This is a genomic window from Kitasatospora sp. NEAU-CNBT7, from assembly GCF_057220535.1.
The window spans coordinates 451,392-470,098 of the sequence record NZ_JBXQQB010000001.1; the positions used below are offsets into that span (position 1 = coordinate 451,392).

The following is an 18,707-nucleotide window of genomic DNA, read 5'->3' on the forward strand; positions in this document are numbered from 1 at the left end:
TTGCGCGCCCGCCTGCTGCTCGGCTTGTATGGCTTCCGTGAACGAGCGACTTCACTCCGTACTCGCCCAGCGTGGAATCGAGCCCGAGTCGCTTGCCGAGGTCTGCGAGGTCGACCCGAAGACCGTCGGCCGTTGGCTTGGTGGGCGTGTGCCCCATCCGCGGCACCGTTTCCGTGTCGCGCAGCACCTTCGCGTGGAGGAGACGTTTCTCTGGCCGGCACCACAGGCCCGAGCCGGTCACTCCCGCACTGGGTCAGGCCTCGAGTTGGTCGGCACCTACCCGAACCGGGCCTGCGTACCCAGGGAGATGTGGCTGACCCTGCTGCAGGAGACCCGGGAACAGATCGACGTCCTTGTCTTCTCCGGTACCTTCTTCGCACAGTCCAACCCCCACGTCGCGAAGATGCTCGTCGAGCGTTCCCACGCCGGTGTGCGCGTCCGCCTCTGCTTCGGCGATCCCACCGGCCATGCCGTTGCCGTACGGGGCAGGGAAGAAGGGATCGGCAACACGCTCGCCGCCAAAGTCCGCGCCTCGCTGACCTACTACCGTCCGCTCCTGCCCGAAACCGGCTGCGAGGTGAGGCTGCATGACACGACCCTGTACAACTCCCTCTTCCGGTACGACGACACCCTCCTGGTCAATCCGCACGTCTTCGGACAGCCGGCCAGCGCCAATCCGCTGCTTCACCTGAAGCGAGTCGACGCTGCAGGATGGTTCGACAACTACGTTCGTAGCTTCGAAGCCGTCTGGGCCGGCGCACGGCCTTGGACGCCAGACCAGGAGGGGTCCGACACCCATGGGCAGGACTGAGTACTACAACGACCCCGACGCCCCGAAGGCCAACACCCTCATTCCCGCCAGCAACCTGCTCGTCGTGGACGATCAGGGCGCCATCCTGCTGCAGCGCCGCCGTGACACCGGCCAGTGGGCCCTGCCCGGCGGTGCCCAGGACATCGGCGAGACCGCTGCCCAATGCGCCGTGCGTGAGTGCCTGGAAGAGACCGGCATCGTCGCCGAGGTCACCGGCTTCCTGGGTGTCTACACCAACCCCGAGCACATCGTCGCCTACACCGATGGTGAGATCCGCCAGCAGTACGAGAACACCTACATCGGCCGCCCCATCGGCGGTGAGCCCACGGTCAACGACGAGGCCGACGGTGTCCGATTCGTCCGGCCCGCCGACCTCGATCACTACGACATCCACCCGAGCATGCGCCAGCAGATCGGCGACTACCTCGCCGGTACCTACCCTTACCTCGGCTGAGCCGCCAGCGCCGTCTCCACTCGTGCGACCGCCGCGAGGATCTCCGGCGACGCCCGACGTATGAACCGCCCCACCACGCTCTCCGTCCCGTAACGACCGAGGATCTCGTCCACCCGGGCCTCGGCGGTCGTCGGCTCACCGTCGGGCGTCGTCGTCATGTCGCACCACACCAGCGAGTCCACCAGCAAATGGTCCCCCAGCAGCGGGAACTCCGCCTCCAGCACCTCCCGCAGCCCTCGTTCCTCCGCCTCCAGCAGCGCGAACGTGTGGTTCGCAACCAGACGGACCAGTCGTTCATCGGCGCCGTGGATGTCACGGAGGTATCGGGCTCCGTCGAGTGGATGGAAGCCGGTCTTCGCCAGCCTCGGCGAGTAGCCCACGTCATGCAGTACAGCAGCGGCGTAGAGAAGGTCGGTCAGGCCGCCAAGTAGCGGCGCCAACCCGGCAGCGCGATTCGCGACCCCACGGGAGTGGACCCACCGACGGGGAAGAGGAGCCGCAAGCTCCGCCTCGGCCACCGACCATGCCCATGTCCCCAATTGCTTGGTCATGCCTCGATGATGTCGGAGTCGGGGCCGGTCTCGGTGACGTCGCGGGATCTCACGAGGCCGGAGGCATCGCGGTCGTCTCTCCTCCGAGACTGGACGTAACCTCCGAGACCGTCCGACGGCCGGACTGGTCGAGCCTGGGATGATCCGTGGCGTGCAGCAGCCCTGGAACGACCTGAGCCCGGCCGAGCAGACCCTGATGCGCCGCGGCCTGTGGCAGTCGCGCCTGGCCGGGACCGTTCAGCAGTACGGGACCGACCTCCGCTGGGCCGGCGCCGAGGGCGCCCCGCCGCTGCGGAGCTACACCCGCGAGGAACAGCTGGCGCTGGTACCGAGGCTGGCCGCAGCCGCCACCGGCCTCGCCGAACGCGGCCTGCTCACCGTCCGGGCCAGGCAGGGCCTCGGCGCCGCACCGTCCGACCCGGCCCTGACCGGCCCGGCGCTGCGGGACACCCTCGCCGAGCCGGCCAACTGGCTGTGGAACCCGCACCCCGCGGTGACGCTCGACCTGGACGCCACCGAACAGTCACGCACCTGGTGGCACGGGAGCGCGTTCCCGGAGGAGGACGGCACCGGCCTGCCCGCCTGGGACGAGCTCACCGACGGGCAACGGGAGCTCCTGGTCTGCGCCTCGGAGGCCAGCGGCCTGCTCACCGGCCCGTTCGGCATCTGGGAGGACCTGCCGCCCGAACTGACCGGCACCGAACTCGCCGCCTGGCTCGACCGGCAGCTCGCCCCGCTGCTCCCGTTCGTGCGCGAGGGCCGGATCGAGGTCCGCCACTTCGCCGCGGAGCCCGCCGACGGCTTCACGGTCATACCGCCCGACGGCCTCCGCACCGCCTTCGCCGACCGCTCGCTGCGCCACGACGACGGCGACGACTGGGGGGTGGGGTTCGGCTGCGTCTTCACGTACGCGGGACTGGCGCTCTGGCGCGGCAGCCGCTGGAGCGAGGCCTGGGGCAGCCGGCTGACCCTCGACCGCAGCGACGAGTGAGGACGCACGGGCGGTGCGGCGGCCGGTACCGTGGCCGCAGGCCGTACCCCTGGGGGACAGATGATCCCTGACCGCCATCTCGCCCTGATCGGGGAGTTGCGCCGGTCCGCCCCGTCCAACTTCAAGATCGAATTCTCCGGCGACGTCATCATCGTCCAGGCGCCGCCGTCGGCCATCCACGAGCGCAACCTCTCTGTCGTCCGCCGACAGTTCGAGGCCCACGCTCCGGCCGGCCACCTCTCCACCGGAAACATGGACCTCGTCTCCCCCGAGGTCGCGAAGCTGCGGAACCCGGACCTCACGTACCTTCCCGAAGACGCCATGACCACCACGGCGAACGAGGTCCCTGCCGAGCTGGCCCTCATCGCCGTCGAGATCGTCTCGCAGTCCAACCCGGAGAACGACTGGGTCGGCAAGCTCCGGGACTACCCGTTGATGCAGATCCCCCTCTACCTGCTGGTGGACGCCGCACAGAAGACGGTCACCCTCTTCCGGGAGCCCGAAGCCGGCCGCTACCGGATGCGGGAGGACGCCGCCTTCGGGGAGACGGTGCACATTCCCGCGCCGTTCGGGTTCGTCCTCGACACCACCGTCCTGCTGCCGTACTGAACGCCCCGGCGGCCCGCGGCAGGGGACCGGCCGAGTCCACCGGCGCCGGCCGGACGGCCGACCCGGCGTCAGACCTCGTCCGGGCCGGTGAAGTCGGGGGAGGTGTAGCCGGGGCCGGTGAACTCGGCCGGGCGGGGGATGCGGCCCTGCGGGTCGGTGACGCCTTCGACGCCGGGGCTGGAGAAACCGGGGCTGGAGTAGCGGGCGCTGCTGTAGCCGGGGCTGAGCAGGTCGGGCGGGGAGGGCCGGCCGCCGGGCTGGGGCGAGAGGGCGGGTTCGGAGTCGAGGTTGGCGAGCAGGTAGGGGATCAGGGCGCGCTCGCGCAGGGCGGTGAGCCAGGCGCGGCGGGCCTCGGCCAGATCGGCGTGCAGGTGCGGGTCCTGCCCGGCCGGGGTGGGTGAGCCGTCCCGGTGGGCGGTCAGGAGCAGGCCGACGCCGCCGATCAGCAGCGCGGCGACGGCGATCACGACGGCGACCCAGCCGGCCGTGACCAGGGTGCGGCCGAGCGTCACGGCCGGCTCGGCGGTCCGCACGGTGTAGCCGATCAGCAGCAGGATGCCGCCGCCGGCCCCGGCGAGGACCGGGGTGAGGGTGGTCAGGACCGGGAGCAGGCCGGCCCCGGGCCCCGGTTCGGGCCCGCCCGAGGGGGTGGTCGCCGGGCCGCCGAGGGCGTCGCGCAGGGTGAGGTAGTGCTGGTACTCGGCGGCGGCCTCGGCGTTGATCCCGGCCGCCGCGAGCATGGCCTTGGTGTGCAGCTGTTCGGCGTTGAGGTGCGGTCCGGGCGTGCGCAGTGCAGCCTGGACGGATCCGTCGCGCAGTGCTTCGTCGAGGACCCGGGCGAAGTCCGGGCGGTCCTCGGCGAGCAGGTGCGGGGCGTTTCTCATGGGTACCCCGTTTCCGCTGGAGGCACGGAGGGTGGATGGTCCGCGCGGGCCTGCCGCTGCCGCCCGCCGGGACGGTCCGCCCGCCTGGGGCCGGGCCCGCCCGCAGGGCCGCAGGCCGGTGGTGGCGGCCGGACGCGGGGCCTCGCGTGGTGCCTCGATGGTAGGGGGCCGTGTACCGGGGCTGACAGTAGGTTTCCGGATTTTCAGTACCGTCAGAAGCCCGGCAGCGCCCCGCAGTTGTTTCAGTACGGGCACCGCCGGGCCGTGCCCGGGGTCAGTTCAGCGGCAGCTGGGCGACCAGCAGCCGCCCCTCCATGGTGACCCCGCCGTCCATCGCGATGGCCAGCTCGTCCGCGTAGATGTACGGGCCCGGTACGTGCGGCGGGGCGTCGTCGGCCTGGTCGACGCCGGTCAGGTACGGGATCGGGCTGTGGCCGTGCACCACCCGGTACCCGCCGTAGGTGTCGAGCAGTTCGTGGACGGCCTGCGGGCCGGCCTGGCCGCGGAAGGCGAACCGCTTGGTGAACTTGCGGAAGCAGTCCCACCACTCGTCGATGCCCTCGTCGGCCAGCACCACGTGGACCGCGTCGTTGACGTCGGCGATCGAGTGGCCGTACTCCAGGTACGCGGTGGTGTCGGAGTGCAGCAGCAGGTGGCCGTCCTCGATGGCGATCGCGGGCAGCCGCGACAGCCAGCTGATGTGGTGCTGCTCGAGGCGGTCGAGGTCGTGCTGCTGCCCGCCGTTGAGCCGCCAGGCGGCGAGGAAGGAGGCGGTGCCCGCGGTGGACTGGACCGGTTCGTCGCCGTAGCGGGCGGCGCCCAGGAACAGCAGCTCGTGGTTGCCCATCAGGGCGCGGCAGTACCCGCCGGCGGCGGCGGCCTCGGCGGCCAGCTGCATCACCAGGTTGATCACGCCGATGCCGTCCGGCCCGCGGTCGGTGAAGTCGCCGAGGAACCAGACCCGGGAGCGGCCGGCCGCCCAGTGGCCCTCGTCGTCGATCAGGCCCTGCTGGTGCAGTGCGGCGAGCAGCTCGTCCAGGTAGCCGTGCACGTCGCCGATCACGTACAGCGGACCGGGCGCCTCGCCGGGCTCGGGCTGCGGGTACGGGAAGTGCACCTCGGGGTGGACGTCGGGGATGGGCGCGCCGAGCTCGATGGTCGGCGGGTCCTCCGACTGCGGGGTGCCGGGGTGCGGCGCGGGTGCGGCCTCCGCGGCGGGCGGGGCGTACTCGGGTTCGAAGCCGCTGTCGTAGTGGATCTCCAGCGGCCCGCCGTCGAGCCGGCCGCTCTCGAACTGCCCGGCCGGTGCGTAGTGCCCGGTCGGCGCGTAGTGCCCGTCCGGCACGGTGTCGGTCACGGGGTGCTGGGCGGTGGGCAGGTGACCCGGCGTCGGCCAGTGCTGCTCCAGGTAGCGGGCGCCGCCGAAACCGCTGTAGGTCTGCTCGTACGGGTGTCCGGCCGGCGGTTCGGCGGGCTCGTAGTAGGAGCCGTACGGGAGCACGTCGAGGTCCTGCTGCGGGCGGCGGCCTGAGTCGGGCAGTTCAGGCCCGGGGAAGCGGTCCTCGGGTGTCATTCGCCCATCATAGGAAGACCACTCTCCCGGCGTCCTCACCTGGTCGGCATCCAATTGTTCGGAAGGTCGTCCGGGCGGCGTGCACCGCCCGGTCCGACCCCTGCTGTGACGGACCGGACCGCGGCCGGCACCCGCCCGGATCACCGGGCGGGTACGGACCACCGGGCCGGCCCGGGACACCCCGCACCGGCCCGCCCGCCCGTCACACCTCACCCGGCGGGCGCGGCGGGCTGACCGTCGTGCGCGGGCTGCGGCGCTCGGAGGAGGACCGGACGATCAGCTCGGTGGGCATCAGGGTGCCGGGCGGCGGGCCCGTCCCGGCGGTGCGGAACCGGGGCGGGAACAGCCGCCCGCTGTCCGGGCCGCCGCCCGGCTCGACCCCCTCGATCGCGTCGATGAGCAGGTTGACCACCGTGGTCCCGATCCGGCGCGGCTTCAGCGACAGCGTCGTGATCGGGGGCTCGGTGCCCGCGTACACGTCGCTCTCGCTGCAGCACACCAGCAGCAGGTCGTCCGGGACCCGCAGGCCGTAGCGGCGGGCGGCGGCCAGCAGGTCGGTGCCGTTCGGGTCGAACAGCCCGTACACCGCGTCCGGACGGTCCGGGCGGGCCAGCAGCCGGTCGGCGGCCAGCGCGCCGGCGGCCGGGTCGTGGGCGGGGTAGGCCTCGTAGACCGGCTCCTGGCCGACCCGGTGGCACCAGCCGAGGTAGGCGTCGGTGGACAGCCGGGTGTAGGTGTCGGTGCTGGTGCCGGTGAGCAGGCCGATCCGGCGGGCGCCGGCCTCGCTCAGGTGGTCGAGGATGCCGAGCACGGCGGCCTCGTGGTCGTTGTCGACCCAGGCGGTGACCGGGCAGTTGCCCGGCTTGCCGTCGCTGACCACCGGCACCCCGGACCGGTAGAGCTCGCTGACCAGCGGGTCCTGGTCGGGCGGGTCGATCACCACGGTGCCGTCCAGGGCGATGTTGCTCCAGACGTCGTGGCGCGAGGAGGCGGGGAGCACCACCAGCGCGTAGCCGCGGCTGAGCGCGGCGCTGGTGGCGGCCCGGGCCATCTCGGCGAAGTAGGCGAATTCGGTGAAGGTGAAGGGCTCCTCGCCGTACGTCGTGACGGTCAGTCCGATCAGGCCGGACCGGCCGGTGCGCAGGGTCCGGGCGGCGGCGGAGGGTCGGTAGCCGAGGCGCTCGGCGACCTCGCGCACCCGGCTTCTGGTCTCGTCGGGCAGGCGTCCCTTACCGTTCAGCGCGTCGGAGACCGTGGTGATCGACACTCCGGCGGCTGCCGCCACGTCCCGGATGCCGGCCCGCTCCAGGCGCCGTGAGGCGGTGGGTCGCCGACCGCTCTGGTTGGCTGCTGCTGTCATGGCGGACCGATCGTATGGCTCGTGACGGCGCTGCGTGACCGGTTCGCTACTGATTGCTGAAGATACGTTTCTCTGTGTGCCCGGCCGAACGGCCCCCTTCGATACCCGCCCAGATCCGGCCGTCTTACCTCTGACATGTGCCAAAGGAACCCGGCAGAATGGCTGATCTGCACCCGTAACCCGAACGAGCATCTCACCCCTACGGGTGAGCGGGTGGGTATCGTTCAGGGCACCCGACCGGGGTGGTGCGGGTGCGTACCCAGGACCGCTTGTGCCGGCGATCCCGTGCGCACGCGATCCGATGGCCGCAGCGAGGCGGCCGGAGAGAAGGAGACGACCGTGAGCGGAACGGCAGCGCAGGGCCCCCGGCTGAGGCCGACCCTGGACGGCATCCCGACGTACAGGCCCGGCAAGCCGGCCGGCGCCGACGCGTACAAGCTGTCCTCCAACGAGAACCCGTACCCGCCGCTGCCCGGTGTGCTCGACGCCGCCCTCGCCGCGGCCGGCACCTTCAACCGGTACCCGGACATGGCCGTCACCGCCCTCACCGAGGAGCTCGCCCGCCGCTTCGACGTCCCCGCCGAGCACATCGCCACCGGCACCGGCTCGGTCAGCGTCGCCCAGTCCCTGGTGCTCTCCACCGCCGGGCCCGGCGACGAGGTGATCTTCGCCTGGCGCTCCTTCGAGGCCTACCCGATCGTCACCCAGGTCGCCGGGGCCACCCCCGTCCCGGTCCCGCTCACCGCGACCGAGGAGCACGACCTCGACGCGATGCTCGCCGCCGTCACCGACCGCACCCGGCTGATCTTCGTCTGCAACCCCAACAACCCCACCGGCACCGCCATCCGCCGCGACGAGCTGGTCCGCTTCCTGGACGCCGTGCCGACCGACGTGCTGGTCGTCCTGGACGAGGCCTACATCGAGTTCATCCGCGACGAGCAGGTGCCCAACGGCATCGACCTCTACCGCGACCGCCCGAACGTCTGCGTCCTGCGCACCTTCTCCAAGGCGTACGGCCTGGCCGGCCTGCGGGTCGGCTTCGCCATCGCCCACGAGCCGGTGGCCACCGCCCTGCGCAAGACCGCCGTGCCCTTCGGCGTCAGCCAGATCGCCCAGGACGCCGCCGTCGCCTCGCTGCGCGCCGAGGACGAGCTGCTGGAGCGGGTCGAGGCGCTGGTCGCCGAGCGGACCCGGGTGGTCGCCGCGCTCACCGCCCAGGGCTGGACCCTCGCCGACACCCAGGCCAACTTCGTCTGGCTGCGCCTCGGCGACCGCGCCCTGGACTTCGCCGCGGCCTGCGCGGCGGCGGGCGTGGTGGTCCGCCCCTTCCAGGGCGACGGCGTGCGGGTCACCATCGGCGAGGTGGCCGGCAACGACCTGTTCCTGGCGGCCGCGGAGGCCTTCCGCAAGGAGCTCTGAGCTCTGAGCTCTGAGCTCTGAGCTCTGAGCTCTGGGCCGGACCCTGCCCGGCGCCCGCCGCCGGTACCTGCCGCCGGCCCCGGTCGTCCCCTGGCCGGTCCGGGCGCGCCCCGGGCCGGCCCGGCGGCGCGGACGGGGCCCGTGACCGTACGCCGGTCGCGGGCCCGCGCGCGGGCCGCTGTGAGGAGCCGACCGGGAAATGCTGGGAGTCTGCTGGGAGCTCGGCCAACGTTCGGTCAGCGTTCGGTAGCGCACTCCCCGGCAGGACCCGGAATGTCGCGGCTTGCCCCCCTTGCGGCGGCCAGGAACCTCCCAGCCCGGGCGCAGGAACTCGAAAGGGCGCGGCGCGAAGCTGTGCGCCATGAAGGTCCTCCCCCGACGGCGTGGTGCCGTCCTCCTCAACTCCGCGCTCGGTGTGGCCCTGTTGGGTGGGGCCGCGCTGGCGTACACCACCCTGGACAGTGGCACCAGCTCCGCCGCCGGCAAGTCCGGTGTGCGGACCGCGACCGTGGCCAAGGGCACCGTCCTGGCCACCGTGTCCGGATCCGGCACCCTGGCCTCGCCGTCCGACGCCGGCCTCGACTTCACCACCGGCGGCCGGCTGACCGCGGTCAAGGTCGGCGTCGGCGACACCGTCAAGGCCGGCCAGGTGCTCGCCACGGTCGACACCACCTCCGCCCAGCAGCAGGTGAACGCCGCCACCTCCGCCCTCAACGCGGCCGAGGCCAACCTCACCAAGGCCGAGGCCGGCGAGACCGTCACCACCACCAAGCAGCTGCCCGCGAGCGGCTCCGGCAGCTCCGGTGGCTCCAGTGGCTCCGGCCGCAGCGGCGGGAGCGGCTCCGGCGCCGCCGCCACCCCGGCCCCGCAGACCACCACCGTCACCACCACCAAGGTGGACCAGGCCCAGGTCGCCCAGGCCCAGCAGCAGGTGGACACCGCCGAGACCACCCTCACCAACGCCAAGGCCGCGCTGGCCGGCACCACCCTGACCGCCGTCACCGACGGCACGGTGGCCTCGATCGGCGCCAAGGTCGGCGAGACCGTCTCCGGCACCGGCAGCAGCGGTTCCACCGGCTCCGCCGGCGGCGCGAGCAGCGGCTCGGGCAGCACGAAGACGGGCACCTCCTCGACCGGCAGCACCACCCCGAGCGGCTTCATCGTGCTCACCAACCCGACCGGGATGCAGGTCACCGCCGCCTTCTCGGAACTCGACTCGCTGAAGCTCAAGAAGGGCCAGACGGCCACCGTCACCCTGAACGCCCAGTCCGACACCAAGCTCGAGGCCACCGTGCTGTCGGTCAGCTCGCTGCCCAGCTCCTCCGGCGGCTCCTCCGGCGCGGTCCAGTACGGCGCGACCCTGCAGCTCACCGGCGACACCTCGAAGCTGCGCACCGGCCTGAGCGCGACCATCTCGGTGGTCACCGGCGAGGCCGACAACGCCCTGTCGGTGCCGACCGCGGCGCTGGCCGGCACCGGCACCAGCCGGACCGCCACCCTGGTCCACCAGGACGGCAGCACCGAGCGGGTCCCGGTCACGGTCGGCGTCGAGGGCGACGCCACCGTGCAGGTGGTGGACGGCCTCAAGGAGGGTGACCAGGTCGAGCTGACCAGCACCACGGCCGGCACCGGCAACGGCTTCCCCAGCGGCCGGTTCCCCGGCGCGGGCGGCGTCGGCGGTGCGGGCGGTGCGGCCGCGGTCGGCGGCGCCGGCTTCGGCGGCGGCGGTACGGCCGGTGGCGGCCGCGCCGGTGGCGGCGGCAACGGTGGCGGGGGCCGCGGCTGATGACCGCTCAGAAGCAGCCGGCGGGCGCCAGGCCCCCGGTGATCCAGATCCGCCAGGTGATCAAGTCGTACGGCCACGGCGACGCCGTGGTGCACGCCCTGCGCGGCCCGTCCGCGCCGGGCGGCGGCGAGCCGCTCGGGGTCAGCCTCGACATCGCCGAGGGCGACTACGTCGCGGTGATGGGCAGCTCGGGCTCGGGCAAGTCCACCCTGATGAACATCCTCGGCTGCCTCGACGTGCCGACCTCCGGCCGCTACCTGCTGGACGGCATCGACGTCGGCCACCTGGACGAGGGCCAGCTGTCGCTGGTCCGCAACCGCAAGATCGGGTTCGTCTTCCAGTCCTTCAACCTGGTCCCGCGCACCACCGCGCTCGCCCAGGTGGAGCTCCCGCTCGCCTACGCGGGCGTACGCGCCGCCGAGCGCCGGCGCCGGGCGCTCGCCGCGCTCTCCCTGGTCGGCCTGGCCGAACGGGCCGGGCACAAGCCCAACCAGCTCTCCGGCGGCCAGCAGCAGCGCGTCGCGGTGGCGCGGGCCCTGGTCACCGCACCGGCCATGCTGCTCGCCGACGAGCCGACCGGAAACCTCGACAGCCACTCCACCGAGGAGGTGCTGTCGATCATCGACGGGCTGAACGCGGCCGGCCGCACGGTCGTCCTGATCACCCACGAGGACGAGGTCGCCCGGCACGCCAAGCGCGTGATCCGGCTGATGGACGGCGCGATCGTCAGCGACGTGCGGCAGGCCGAGGTCGACGGCCCGCCGCCCGCGCTCGGCGTGGAGGTGGGCGTGTGATGCTCTGGCAGATGCTCCGGTTCGCGCTCGGCGGACTGGCGGCCAACAAGGTGCGCTCGGCGCTCACCATGCTCGGGGTCCTGATCGGCGTCGCCTCGGTGATCCTGCTGCTGGCGGTCGGCAACGGCTCCTCGGTCGCGGTCAAGGACTCCATCACCGCGCTCGGCACCAACTCCCTCACCGTGTCGTCCACCAGCGCCCGCGGCGCCGCCACGGCGGCCAAGAAGCTCACCGTCGAGGACGCCAAGGCGCTCGCCACCGCCACCGACGCCCCGGCGATCAAGTCGGTCGCCCCGGTGGTCACCACCACCGCCACCGCGCTGTACGGGAACATCTCGTACCAGCCGGGCTCGGTGGTCGGCACCTACCCCGCCTACTTCGAGACCGCCAACCAGAAGGTCGCCCGCGGCGACTACTTCTCCAACGACGACGTGCTCAACTCCCGCAAGGTCGCGGTGCTCGGCTCCGCCACCGCGAAGCAGCTCTTCGACACCGAGGACCCGGTCGGCAAGAAGATCGTCCTCGGCTCGACCCCGTTCACCGTGGTCGGCGTGCTGCAGACCAAGGGCAGCACCGGCTTCAACGACCCGGACGACGTGGTCATCGCCCCGCTGCCGACCGTCCAGAACGCCTTCACCGGCTTCGGCTCGGTCAACCAGATCCTGGTCCAGGCCGGCTCGGCCGAGCAGACCACCGAGGCGCAGAACGACGTCAGCCGGATCCTGCTCGGCACCCACGCCATCGCCGACCCGGCCAAGGCCGACTTCCGGATCAGCAGCCAGTCCTCGCTGCTGACGGCCCGGGAGAGCACCACCCAGACCTTCACCGTGCTGCTCGGCGCGGTGGCCGCGATCTCGCTGCTGGTCGGCGGGATCGGGATCACCAACATCATGCTGGTCACGGTCACCGAGCGGACCAAGGAGATCGGCATCCGCAAGGCGCTCGGCGCACCCCGGGCGGTGGTCCTCGGCCAGTTCCTGATGGAGTCGACGCTGCTCTCGGTGCTGGGTGCCGGCCTCGGGGTGCTGGCCGGACTTATCGGTTCGCACTTCAGCATCGTCGGCATCAAACCGGTGGTCATCCCCGAGTCGGTGCTCGGCGCCTTCGGGATCGCCGTCGCGATCGGACTGTTCTTCGGCAGCTACCCCGCCAACCGGGCCGCCCGACTGCGCCCGATCGACGCCCTGCGTCACGAGTGAACCCCTAGACCGATCAGGAGTGGTATCCCGCATGTCCACCAAGCCCAGCGACAACGAATCCGCGACCGAGCTGCTGGCCACCGCGCCGGACGCCCGCGACGTCTCCGCCGAGCTCGCGGCCCCGCCGCGCCGCAAGCTGCCCTGGCCGACCCTGGTGCTGGCCGGCTGCGTGATAGCCGTGGTCTCCTTCGCCGGCGGCGTCTGGTTCCAGAAGGGCGACAGCGGCAACGGCGGCGGCCAGCGGGCGACCGCGGGCGGCCAGGGCCAGAACGGCCAGGGCAACCGCCGCGGCGGCTTCGGCCAGGGCCAGAACGCCCCGGGCCAGGGCGGACAGGGCCAAGGCGGTCAGGGCGGCCAGGGCGGGGCCGGCGGTTTCACCCGCGGCACGGTCAAGCAGGTCGACGGCACCACCGTCTACCTCACCGACGCGTCCGGGAACACCATCAAGGTGACCACCGGCGACTCCACCAAGGTCACGCTCAACAAGGAGGGCAAGGCCGCCGACCTGCAGCCCGGCCAGAGCGTCACGGTGGTCGGCAGCAAGGCCGCGGACGGCAGCTACACCGCCACCCAGCTCACCGAGGGCGCGGCCGGCTTCCCGGGCGGCTTCGGCGGCCGCGGCGGCGCGGCGGGCGGCGCGCCCGGCGGCGCCGGCGGCGCGGCCCCCGGGACCGGCGGCAACTGACCCTTCCCACCCAGGCCCCGCCCGGCCCCGCCCCGTACGACGGGCCGGGGCCGGGCGCCGTGGGCGTACGGTGGCACCGGACCCGGGCGCCGCGGCCCCGTGCGGGGGAGGGGCGGCACGCGGGCCGGGGGAGTTGGCCAGAACCCGGTCGGCAGGGGTTTAATCCAAGCTTCATCAACCGCGCATAGCCTCCCCGGGCTATCGTCCGATGAGCAACCATCGACCGACCGGGAGGCGGATCACCGTGTCAGGGACAGCACAGCCGGCCGGCAGCCCGGCCCTCGGCACCACCTCCGGCGAGGCATTCCTGCTGGTCGTGGACGACGAGCCGAACATCCGCGAGCTGCTCTCCGCCTCACTTCGGTTCTCCGGTTTCCGGGTGGTGTCGGCCGCGACCGGCGAGGAGGCACTCGCCGCCGTCGCCGCCGAGCGGCCCGACCTGGTGGTCCTCGACGTGATGCTGCCGGACCTGGACGGCTTCGCGGTGGTCCAGCGGCTGCGCGAGCAGTCCCAGTGGCCGCAGGGCGGCGAGCACGTCCCGGTGCTCTTCCTCACCGCCAAGGACGGCACCGGCGACAAGGTGCAGGGCCTCGCGGTCGGCGCGGACGACTACGTGACCAAGCCGTTCAGCCTGGAGGAGCTGATCGCCCGGATCCGGGCGATCCTGCGCCGGGCCGGCGGACCGGCCGAGGACGGCCGGCTGATGGTCTCCGACCTGGTCCTCGACCCGCTGGCGCACGAGGTGACCAGGGCCGGTGTCCCGGTCTCGCTCTCGCCGACCGAGTTCAAACTGCTGCACTACCTGATGGCCAACGTCGGCCGGGTGGTCTCCAAGGCGCAGATCCTCGACCACGTCTGGGCCTACGACTTCGGCGGCGACCTCTCCATCGTCGAGTCCTACATCTCGTACCTGCGCCGCAAGCTCGACTCCGGCACCGCCGCGCACGGCCCCAAGCTGATCCACACCGTCCGCGGCATCGGCTACGCCCTGCGCCGCCCCCCGCAGGGCTGAGCGGCCCGTGCGGTCCGTCGCCCGGCTCTCGCTCCGCGCCCGGCTGCTGGTGCTGGCCCTGCTGCTGGTCACCACCGGGCTGGTGGTGAGCGACACCCTGGTGCTCGGCGCGGTCAAGGTCCAGCTGGTCGAGCGGGCCGACCAGCAGCTGGAACGTTTCGCCCAGCCGCTCGCCCACCGCCAGCCCGGCTCCCGGCTGCCCGGGGCGCTCGGCCAGGGGCCGGGGCAAGGACCGGGCCTGGGGCCGCGGGCGGGCGGGCAAGGCGCCGGGCAGCCGGGCGCCGGGCAGAGCGGCGCCCAGGCGGGCCAGAACGGCCAGGCCAACCAGAACGGCCAGGCCAACCAGAACGGCCAGGCCAACCAGAACGGCCAGGCGGGCCAGAACGGCCAGGGCCTGGCCGCGGGTGACGGCTTCGGCCAGGGCTTCGGCCGCCGGCCCGGGCCGTTCCTGCCAAGCCAGTACGTGGTGCAGTACCTGGCGGCCGACGGCGCCGTGCAGGACATCTACCGCCAGCCGATCGACGACACCGACCCGCTCCCCAAGGTGGCCAAGCTCACCCCGGCGGAGATCTCCGCCCGCGGCGACGACTGCTTCACCGTCCCCGGGGAGCACGGCGACGGCAGCTGGCGGGTGCTGGTGCTGCCGATCCAGCGGCCGGGCGCGGCCGGCGGCCCCGCGGGCGGCGCCACCGGCGCGACGGCCACCGGTGCGACGGCCGCCACCAGTGACTTCGCCGCACCGAGCTACCTGCTGGTCGCGGTCTCGCTGGACGACGTGGACGCGGTGCTGGCCCGGCTGCGCACCACCTTCCTGACCATCGGCGGCTCGGTGCTGCTGGGCATCGCCGCGCTCGGCGCGTTCGCGGTCCGGGCCGGGCTGCGGCCGCTGCGGAAGATCGAGCAGGGCGCCCAGCGGATCGCCTCGGGCGAGCTCTCGCACCGGATGCCGGAGCTCGGGCAGCGGACCGAGGTCGGCCGGCTCTCCACCGCGCTGAACGGGATGCTGAGCCAGATCGAGGCGGCGTTCTCCGCACGGGCCGCCTCGGAGGCCCGGATGCGGCGCTTCGTCGCGGACGCCTCGCACGAGCTGCGGACCCCGCTGGCCGGGATCCGGGGCTTCGCGGAGCTGTACCGGATGGGCGCGCTGCAGGACGTCGACCGGGCGATGGACCGGATCGAGAGCGAGGCGGTCCGGCTCGGCACCCTGGTCGAGGACCTGCTGACGCTGGCCCGGCTGGACGAGGAGCGGCCGCTCGACCTCGCGCCGATGGACCTGCGCACGCTGGCCGCCGACGCGCTGCACGACCTGACCGCGCTGGACCCGGGCCGGCCGGTCGCGCTGACCGGCCCGGACGGCACCGGCGCCCCGCAGCCCGCGCCGGTGCTGGGCGATGAGTCCCGGCTGCGCCAGGTGGTCAGCAACCTGGTCGGCAACGCGGTCAAGCACACCCCGGCGGGCACCGCCGTCCGGATCGGGGTCGGCACGGTGGACGGCCGCTGCCTGCTCGAGGTGGCGGACCAGGGGCCGGGCCTGACCGAGGGTCAGGCGCTGCAGGTCTTCGAGCGGTTCTACCGGGTCGACCCCTCCCGCAGCCGCCTGGAGGGCGGCGGCGCCGGCCTCGGCCTGGCCATCGCCTCGGCGCTGGTGCACGCGCACGGCGGCGACCTCACCCTGGACACCGCCCCCGGGCGGGGCTCGGCCTTCCGGGTGCAGCTGCCGCACCAGCGCTGAGGCCCGCGCTGTCAAGTGCCCGGGCGTCCAAACGGGCGCCCGGGCGGTGGCTTGTGAGGCTGCTCCGGTAGCCCGGATCATCGAACCCCACCCCCCTGTTCGAACGCGGATAAGCATGGTGGATACTCACCTTGTGAACGTGTTCACTTTCACAAGCGGGCAAGCTTGGCATGGCTCGTAGCGGTTTCATGCTAATGATGCGTTTTGCCCGTTGTGTGGTGGATCAGGGCATACCGAGCACGGAAGAGAGGGCGCCGTGGAGCTGGCAGTGGCTCACGAGACCATCGCGCGTTGGCAGTTCGGCATCACCACCGTCTACCACTTCCTCTTCGTCCCGCTCACGATCAGCCTGTCGGCGATCGTGGCGGGACTGCAGACCGCCTGGGTGCGCACCGGCAAGGAGAAGTACTTCCACGCCACCAAGTTCTGGGGCAAGCTCTTCCTGATCAACATCGCGATGGGCGTGGTCACCGGCATCGTCCAGGAGTTCCAGTTCGGGATGAACTGGTCCGACTACTCGCGCTTCGTCGGCGACGTCTTCGGGGCCCCGCTCGCGATGGAGGCGCTGATCGCCTTCTTCTTCGAGTCGACCTTCATCGGCCTGTGGATCTTCGGCTGGGACCGGCTGCCGAAGAAGATCCACTGCGCCTGCATCTGGCTGGTCGCGATCGGCACGGTGCTCTCCGGCTACTTCATCCTGGCCGCCAACTCCTGGATGCAGCACCCCGTCGGGTACCGGATCGACCCGGCCACCGGCAAGGCGCAGCTGACCGACATCGGCCGGGTGCTGTTCCAGAACACCACCCTGGTGCAGGTCTTCCACACCCTGACCGCGGCCTTCCTGACCGGCGCCGCCTTCATGGTCGGCATCGCCTCGTACCACCTGTGGCGGGCGAAGCGGGGCAAGGAGGCCGACGGCCGCAAGACCGCCGCGATGCGCACCTCGCTGCGGGTCGCGCTGGTCATCGCGGTCCTCGGCGGCCTGGGCACCGCGGTCAGCGGCGACACCCTGGCCAAGGTGATGTTCGAGCAGCAGCCGATGAAGATGGCCTCCGCGGAGGCGCTCTGGGACACCCAGGCGCCCGCGCCGTTCTCGATCTTCGCGGTCGGGGACGTCAGCCAGGGCCACAACTCGGTCGAGCTGGAGATCCCCGGGATACTGTCCTTCCTCGCCCACAGCGACTTCTCCACCGCCGTCCCCGGCATCAACGACACCGCCGCCGCCGAGGCCGCCCGCTACGGCGGGCAGCCCGACGACTACATCCCGAACATCTTCGTCACCTACTGGGGCTTCCGCCTCATGATCGGCTTCGGGATGACCTCCTTCGTGGCCGCGCTGATCGGCCTGTGGACCACCCGGCGCCGGTTCTGGCTGGCACCCGAGTACCGCACCGGCGAGGACGAGGCGCCGAAGCTGATGCTCACCAGGAACCGCGAACTCGGCCCGTTCCTGACGAAGTGGAGCTGGCGGATCGGCATCCTCACCATGGGCTTCCCGCTGATCGCCAACAGCTTCGGCTGGATCTTCACCGAGATGGGCCGCCAGCCCTGGGTGGTCTTCGGCCTGATGCGCACCGCCGACGCGGTCTCCCCCAACGTCTCCGTCGGCACCCAGATCGGCGCCCTGACCACCTTCACCCTGCTCTACGCGGTGCTCGCCGTGATCGAGGTGAAGCTGCTGGTCAAGTACGCCAAGGCCGGCCCGGTGACATCGGAGGAGCCCCCCGCCAAGGACCCGACCCTGCGCGGCCCGTCCCCGGACGGCGACGCCGACCAGCCCCTCGCCTTCGCGTACTGAGGACGGAACGAGCATGCACCTCAACGACGTCTGGTTCGTCCTCATCGCCGTCCTGTGGACCGGCTACTTCTTCCTGGAGGGCTTCGACTTCGGGATCGGCATCCTGACCCGGACGCTGGCCCGCGACACCACCGAACGCCGGGTCCTGATCAACACCATCGGCCCGGTCTGGGACGGCAACGAGGTCTGGCTGCTGACCGCCGGCGGCGCCACCTTCGCCGCCTTCCCGGACTGGTACGCCACCCTGTTCAGCGGCTTCTACCTGCCGCTGCTGGCCATCCTGGTCTGCCTGATCGTGCGCGGGGTCGCCTTCGAGTACCGGGCCAAGCGCACCGGCGAGCGCTGGCAGCGCAACTGGGAGCTGGCCATCTTCTGGACCTCGCTGATCCCCGCCTTCCTGTGGGGCGTCGCCTTCGCCAACATCGTGCACGGCGTGGACATCGACCGGGAGAAGAACTACGTCGGCAGCTTCTTCGACCTGCTCAACCCGTACGCGATCCTCGGCGGACTGGTGACACTGACGCTGTTCACCTTCCACGGCGCGGTCTTCGCCGCACTCAAGACCGTCGGCGACATCCGCGACCGGGCCCGCGCCCAGGCGCTCGGCCTCGGCCTGGCCGCCGCGGTCCTCGCGGTGGTGTTCCTGGTCTGGACCCAGTCGCACTCCGGCAACGGCCGGAGCCTGGCCGCCCTGGTGGTCGCGGTGCTCGCCCTGGTCGCGTCGCTGGCCGCCAACAAGGCCGCCCGCGAGGGCTGGGCGTTCGTGTTCTCCGGGCTCACCGTGGTGGCCGCCGTCGCCATGCTCTTCCTGGCGCTGTTCCCCGACGTGATGCCCTCCACCCTCGACCCGGCCTACTCGCTGACCGTCACCAACTCCGCCTCCTCGCCCTACACCCTCAAGGTGATGACCGTCGTCGCGGCCGTCTTCACCCCGATCGTGCTGCTCTACCAGAGCTGGACGTACTGGGTGTTCCGCAAGCGGATCGGCGTCCAGCACATCCCGGCGGCCCCCCGGCCCGCCGACCACTGACCCGGAGCGAGGGAGCGCC

At 72.3% G+C, this 18,707-nt stretch carries 17 protein-coding genes; 13 read left to right on the forward strand and 4 right to left on the reverse strand.

Annotated features, from left to right (window positions below; translation table 11 throughout):
• Positions 1-37: 37 nt before the first annotated feature.
• A complete protein-coding gene (locus tag AC2TEW_RS02035; RefSeq protein ID WP_484621502.1) occupies positions 38-811 on the forward strand; it encodes a DUF5919 domain-containing protein in 774 nt (257 codons plus the stop codon).
• The gene (locus AC2TEW_RS02040; RefSeq protein ID WP_484621503.1) at positions 798-1,265 is read left to right on the forward strand and encodes an NUDIX hydrolase; all 468 of its coding nucleotides are present in this window, start codon (positions 798-800) and stop codon (positions 1,263-1,265) included. The genes AC2TEW_RS02035 and AC2TEW_RS02040 overlap by 14 nt, the downstream gene beginning before the upstream one ends.
• Here AC2TEW_RS02040 and AC2TEW_RS02045 read toward each other — a convergent pair.
• The gene (locus AC2TEW_RS02045) at positions 1,253-1,816 is read right to left on the reverse strand and encodes an HD domain-containing protein (protein ID WP_484621504.1); all 564 of its coding nucleotides are present in this window, start codon (positions 1,814-1,816) and stop codon (positions 1,253-1,255) included. The two genes, AC2TEW_RS02040 and AC2TEW_RS02045, sit on opposite strands and share 13 nt — an antisense overlap.
• Before the next feature lie 151 nt (positions 1,817-1,967).
• Here AC2TEW_RS02045 and AC2TEW_RS02050 point away from each other — a divergent pair, with 151 nt between their 5' ends.
• The gene (locus AC2TEW_RS02050) at positions 1,968-2,807 is read left to right on the forward strand and encodes a hypothetical protein (RefSeq protein ID WP_484621505.1); all 840 of its coding nucleotides are present in this window, start codon (positions 1,968-1,970) and stop codon (positions 2,805-2,807) included.
• A gap of 60 nt (positions 2,808-2,867) precedes the next feature.
• On the forward strand, positions 2,868-3,416 hold the full coding sequence (locus AC2TEW_RS02055) for a Uma2 family endonuclease (RefSeq protein WP_484621506.1): 549 nt from the start codon (positions 2,868-2,870) through the stop codon (positions 3,414-3,416).
• A 68-nt stretch (positions 3,417-3,484) separates the two neighbouring features.
• On the opposite strand, the gene AC2TEW_RS02060 is transcribed toward AC2TEW_RS02055, so the two are convergent.
• The 3 genes from AC2TEW_RS02060 to AC2TEW_RS02070 form a co-directional block, all read right to left on the reverse strand.
• Positions 3,485-4,300, reverse strand: coding sequence for a hypothetical protein (locus AC2TEW_RS02060; RefSeq protein WP_484621507.1), 816 nt, complete (start codon positions 4,298-4,300; stop codon positions 3,485-3,487).
• 274 nt (positions 4,301-4,574) lie between these two features.
• Positions 4,575-5,873, reverse strand: a complete 1,299-nt coding sequence (locus tag AC2TEW_RS02065) for a metallophosphoesterase (RefSeq protein WP_484621508.1) — start codon at positions 5,871-5,873, stop codon at positions 4,575-4,577.
• Positions 5,874-6,075: 202 nt separating this feature from the next.
• Complete coding sequence (locus AC2TEW_RS02070) at positions 6,076-7,233, reverse strand: LacI family DNA-binding transcriptional regulator (protein WP_082526174.1); 1,158 nt, start codon at positions 7,231-7,233, stop codon at positions 6,076-6,078.
• Positions 7,234-7,572: 339 nt separating this feature from the next.
• Between AC2TEW_RS02070 and hisC the strand changes: the two genes are divergently transcribed.
• The 9 genes from hisC to cydB all read left to right on the forward strand — a co-directional run bounded on the left by hisC (position 7,573) and on the right by cydB (position 18,688).
• Entirely contained in the window at positions 7,573-8,652 is a 1,080-nt protein-coding gene (gene hisC / locus AC2TEW_RS02075) for a histidinol-phosphate transaminase (RefSeq protein ID WP_484621509.1), read from the forward strand.
• 361 nt (positions 8,653-9,013) lie between these two features.
• Positions 9,014-10,438 (forward strand): efflux RND transporter periplasmic adaptor subunit, encoded by a 1,425-nt coding sequence (locus tag AC2TEW_RS02080; RefSeq protein ID WP_484621510.1) that lies wholly within the window; start codon positions 9,014-9,016, stop codon positions 10,436-10,438.
• Positions 10,438-11,232, forward strand: coding sequence for an ABC transporter ATP-binding protein (locus AC2TEW_RS02085; protein ID WP_484621511.1), 795 nt, complete (start codon positions 10,438-10,440; stop codon positions 11,230-11,232). Before AC2TEW_RS02080 ends, AC2TEW_RS02085 begins: the two co-directional genes overlap by 1 nt.
• The gene (locus AC2TEW_RS02090) at positions 11,232-12,431 is read left to right on the forward strand and encodes an ABC transporter permease (protein ID WP_484621512.1); all 1,200 of its coding nucleotides are present in this window, start codon (positions 11,232-11,234) and stop codon (positions 12,429-12,431) included. Before AC2TEW_RS02085 ends, AC2TEW_RS02090 begins: the two co-directional genes overlap by 1 nt.
• Before the next feature lie 31 nt (positions 12,432-12,462).
• Positions 12,463-13,116: a DUF5666 domain-containing protein gene (locus tag AC2TEW_RS02095; protein WP_484621513.1), complete on the forward strand. Its 654-nt coding sequence runs from the start codon at positions 12,463-12,465 to the stop codon at positions 13,114-13,116.
• 238 nt (positions 13,117-13,354) lie between these two features.
• Positions 13,355-14,128: a response regulator transcription factor gene (locus AC2TEW_RS02100; RefSeq protein ID WP_484621633.1), complete on the forward strand. Its 774-nt coding sequence runs from the start codon at positions 13,355-13,357 to the stop codon at positions 14,126-14,128.
• A gap of 568 nt (positions 14,129-14,696) precedes the next feature.
• Entirely contained in the window at positions 14,697-15,860 is a 1,164-nt protein-coding gene (locus AC2TEW_RS02105; protein WP_484621634.1) for a sensor histidine kinase, read from the forward strand.
• 256 nt (positions 15,861-16,116) lie between these two features.
• Complete coding sequence (locus tag AC2TEW_RS02110; protein ID WP_484621514.1) at positions 16,117-17,658, forward strand: cytochrome ubiquinol oxidase subunit I; 1,542 nt, start codon at positions 16,117-16,119, stop codon at positions 17,656-17,658.
• 13 nt (positions 17,659-17,671) lie between these two features.
• Positions 17,672-18,688, forward strand: coding sequence for a cytochrome d ubiquinol oxidase subunit II (gene cydB, locus AC2TEW_RS02115; RefSeq protein ID WP_484621515.1), 1,017 nt, complete (start codon positions 17,672-17,674; stop codon positions 18,686-18,688).
• Positions 18,689-18,707: the final 19 nt, after the last annotated feature.

Excerpts from the sequence above, each read along its gene's own strand:
- AC2TEW_RS02085 (WP_484621511.1), top strand. The coding sequence starts at position 10,438 with ATGACCGCTCAGAAGCAGCCGGCGGGCGCCAGGCCCCCGGTGATCCAG.
- AC2TEW_RS02040 (WP_484621503.1), top strand. The coding sequence starts at position 798 with ATGGGCAGGACTGAGTACTACAACGACCCCGACGCCCCGAAGGCCAAC.
- AC2TEW_RS02090 (WP_484621512.1), top strand. The coding sequence starts at position 11,232 with ATGCTCTGGCAGATGCTCCGGTTCGCGCTCGGCGGACTGGCGGCCAAC.
- AC2TEW_RS02060 (WP_484621507.1), bottom strand. The coding sequence starts at position 4,300 with ATGAGAAACGCCCCGCACCTGCTCGCCGAGGACCGCCCGGACTTCGCC.
- AC2TEW_RS02095 (WP_484621513.1), top strand. The coding sequence starts at position 12,463 with ATGTCCACCAAGCCCAGCGACAACGAATCCGCGACCGAGCTGCTGGCC.
- cydB (WP_484621515.1), top strand. The coding sequence starts at position 17,672 with ATGCACCTCAACGACGTCTGGTTCGTCCTCATCGCCGTCCTGTGGACC.
- AC2TEW_RS02045 (WP_484621504.1), bottom strand. The coding sequence starts at position 1,816 with ATGACCAAGCAATTGGGGACATGGGCATGGTCGGTGGCCGAGGCGGAG.
- AC2TEW_RS02080 (WP_484621510.1), top strand. The coding sequence starts at position 9,014 with ATGAAGGTCCTCCCCCGACGGCGTGGTGCCGTCCTCCTCAACTCCGCG.
- AC2TEW_RS02055 (WP_484621506.1), top strand. The coding sequence starts at position 2,868 with ATGATCCCTGACCGCCATCTCGCCCTGATCGGGGAGTTGCGCCGGTCC.
- AC2TEW_RS02070 (WP_082526174.1), bottom strand. The coding sequence starts at position 7,233 with ATGACAGCAGCAGCCAACCAGAGCGGTCGGCGACCCACCGCCTCACGG.
- AC2TEW_RS02065 (WP_484621508.1), bottom strand. The coding sequence starts at position 5,873 with ATGACACCCGAGGACCGCTTCCCCGGGCCTGAACTGCCCGACTCAGGC.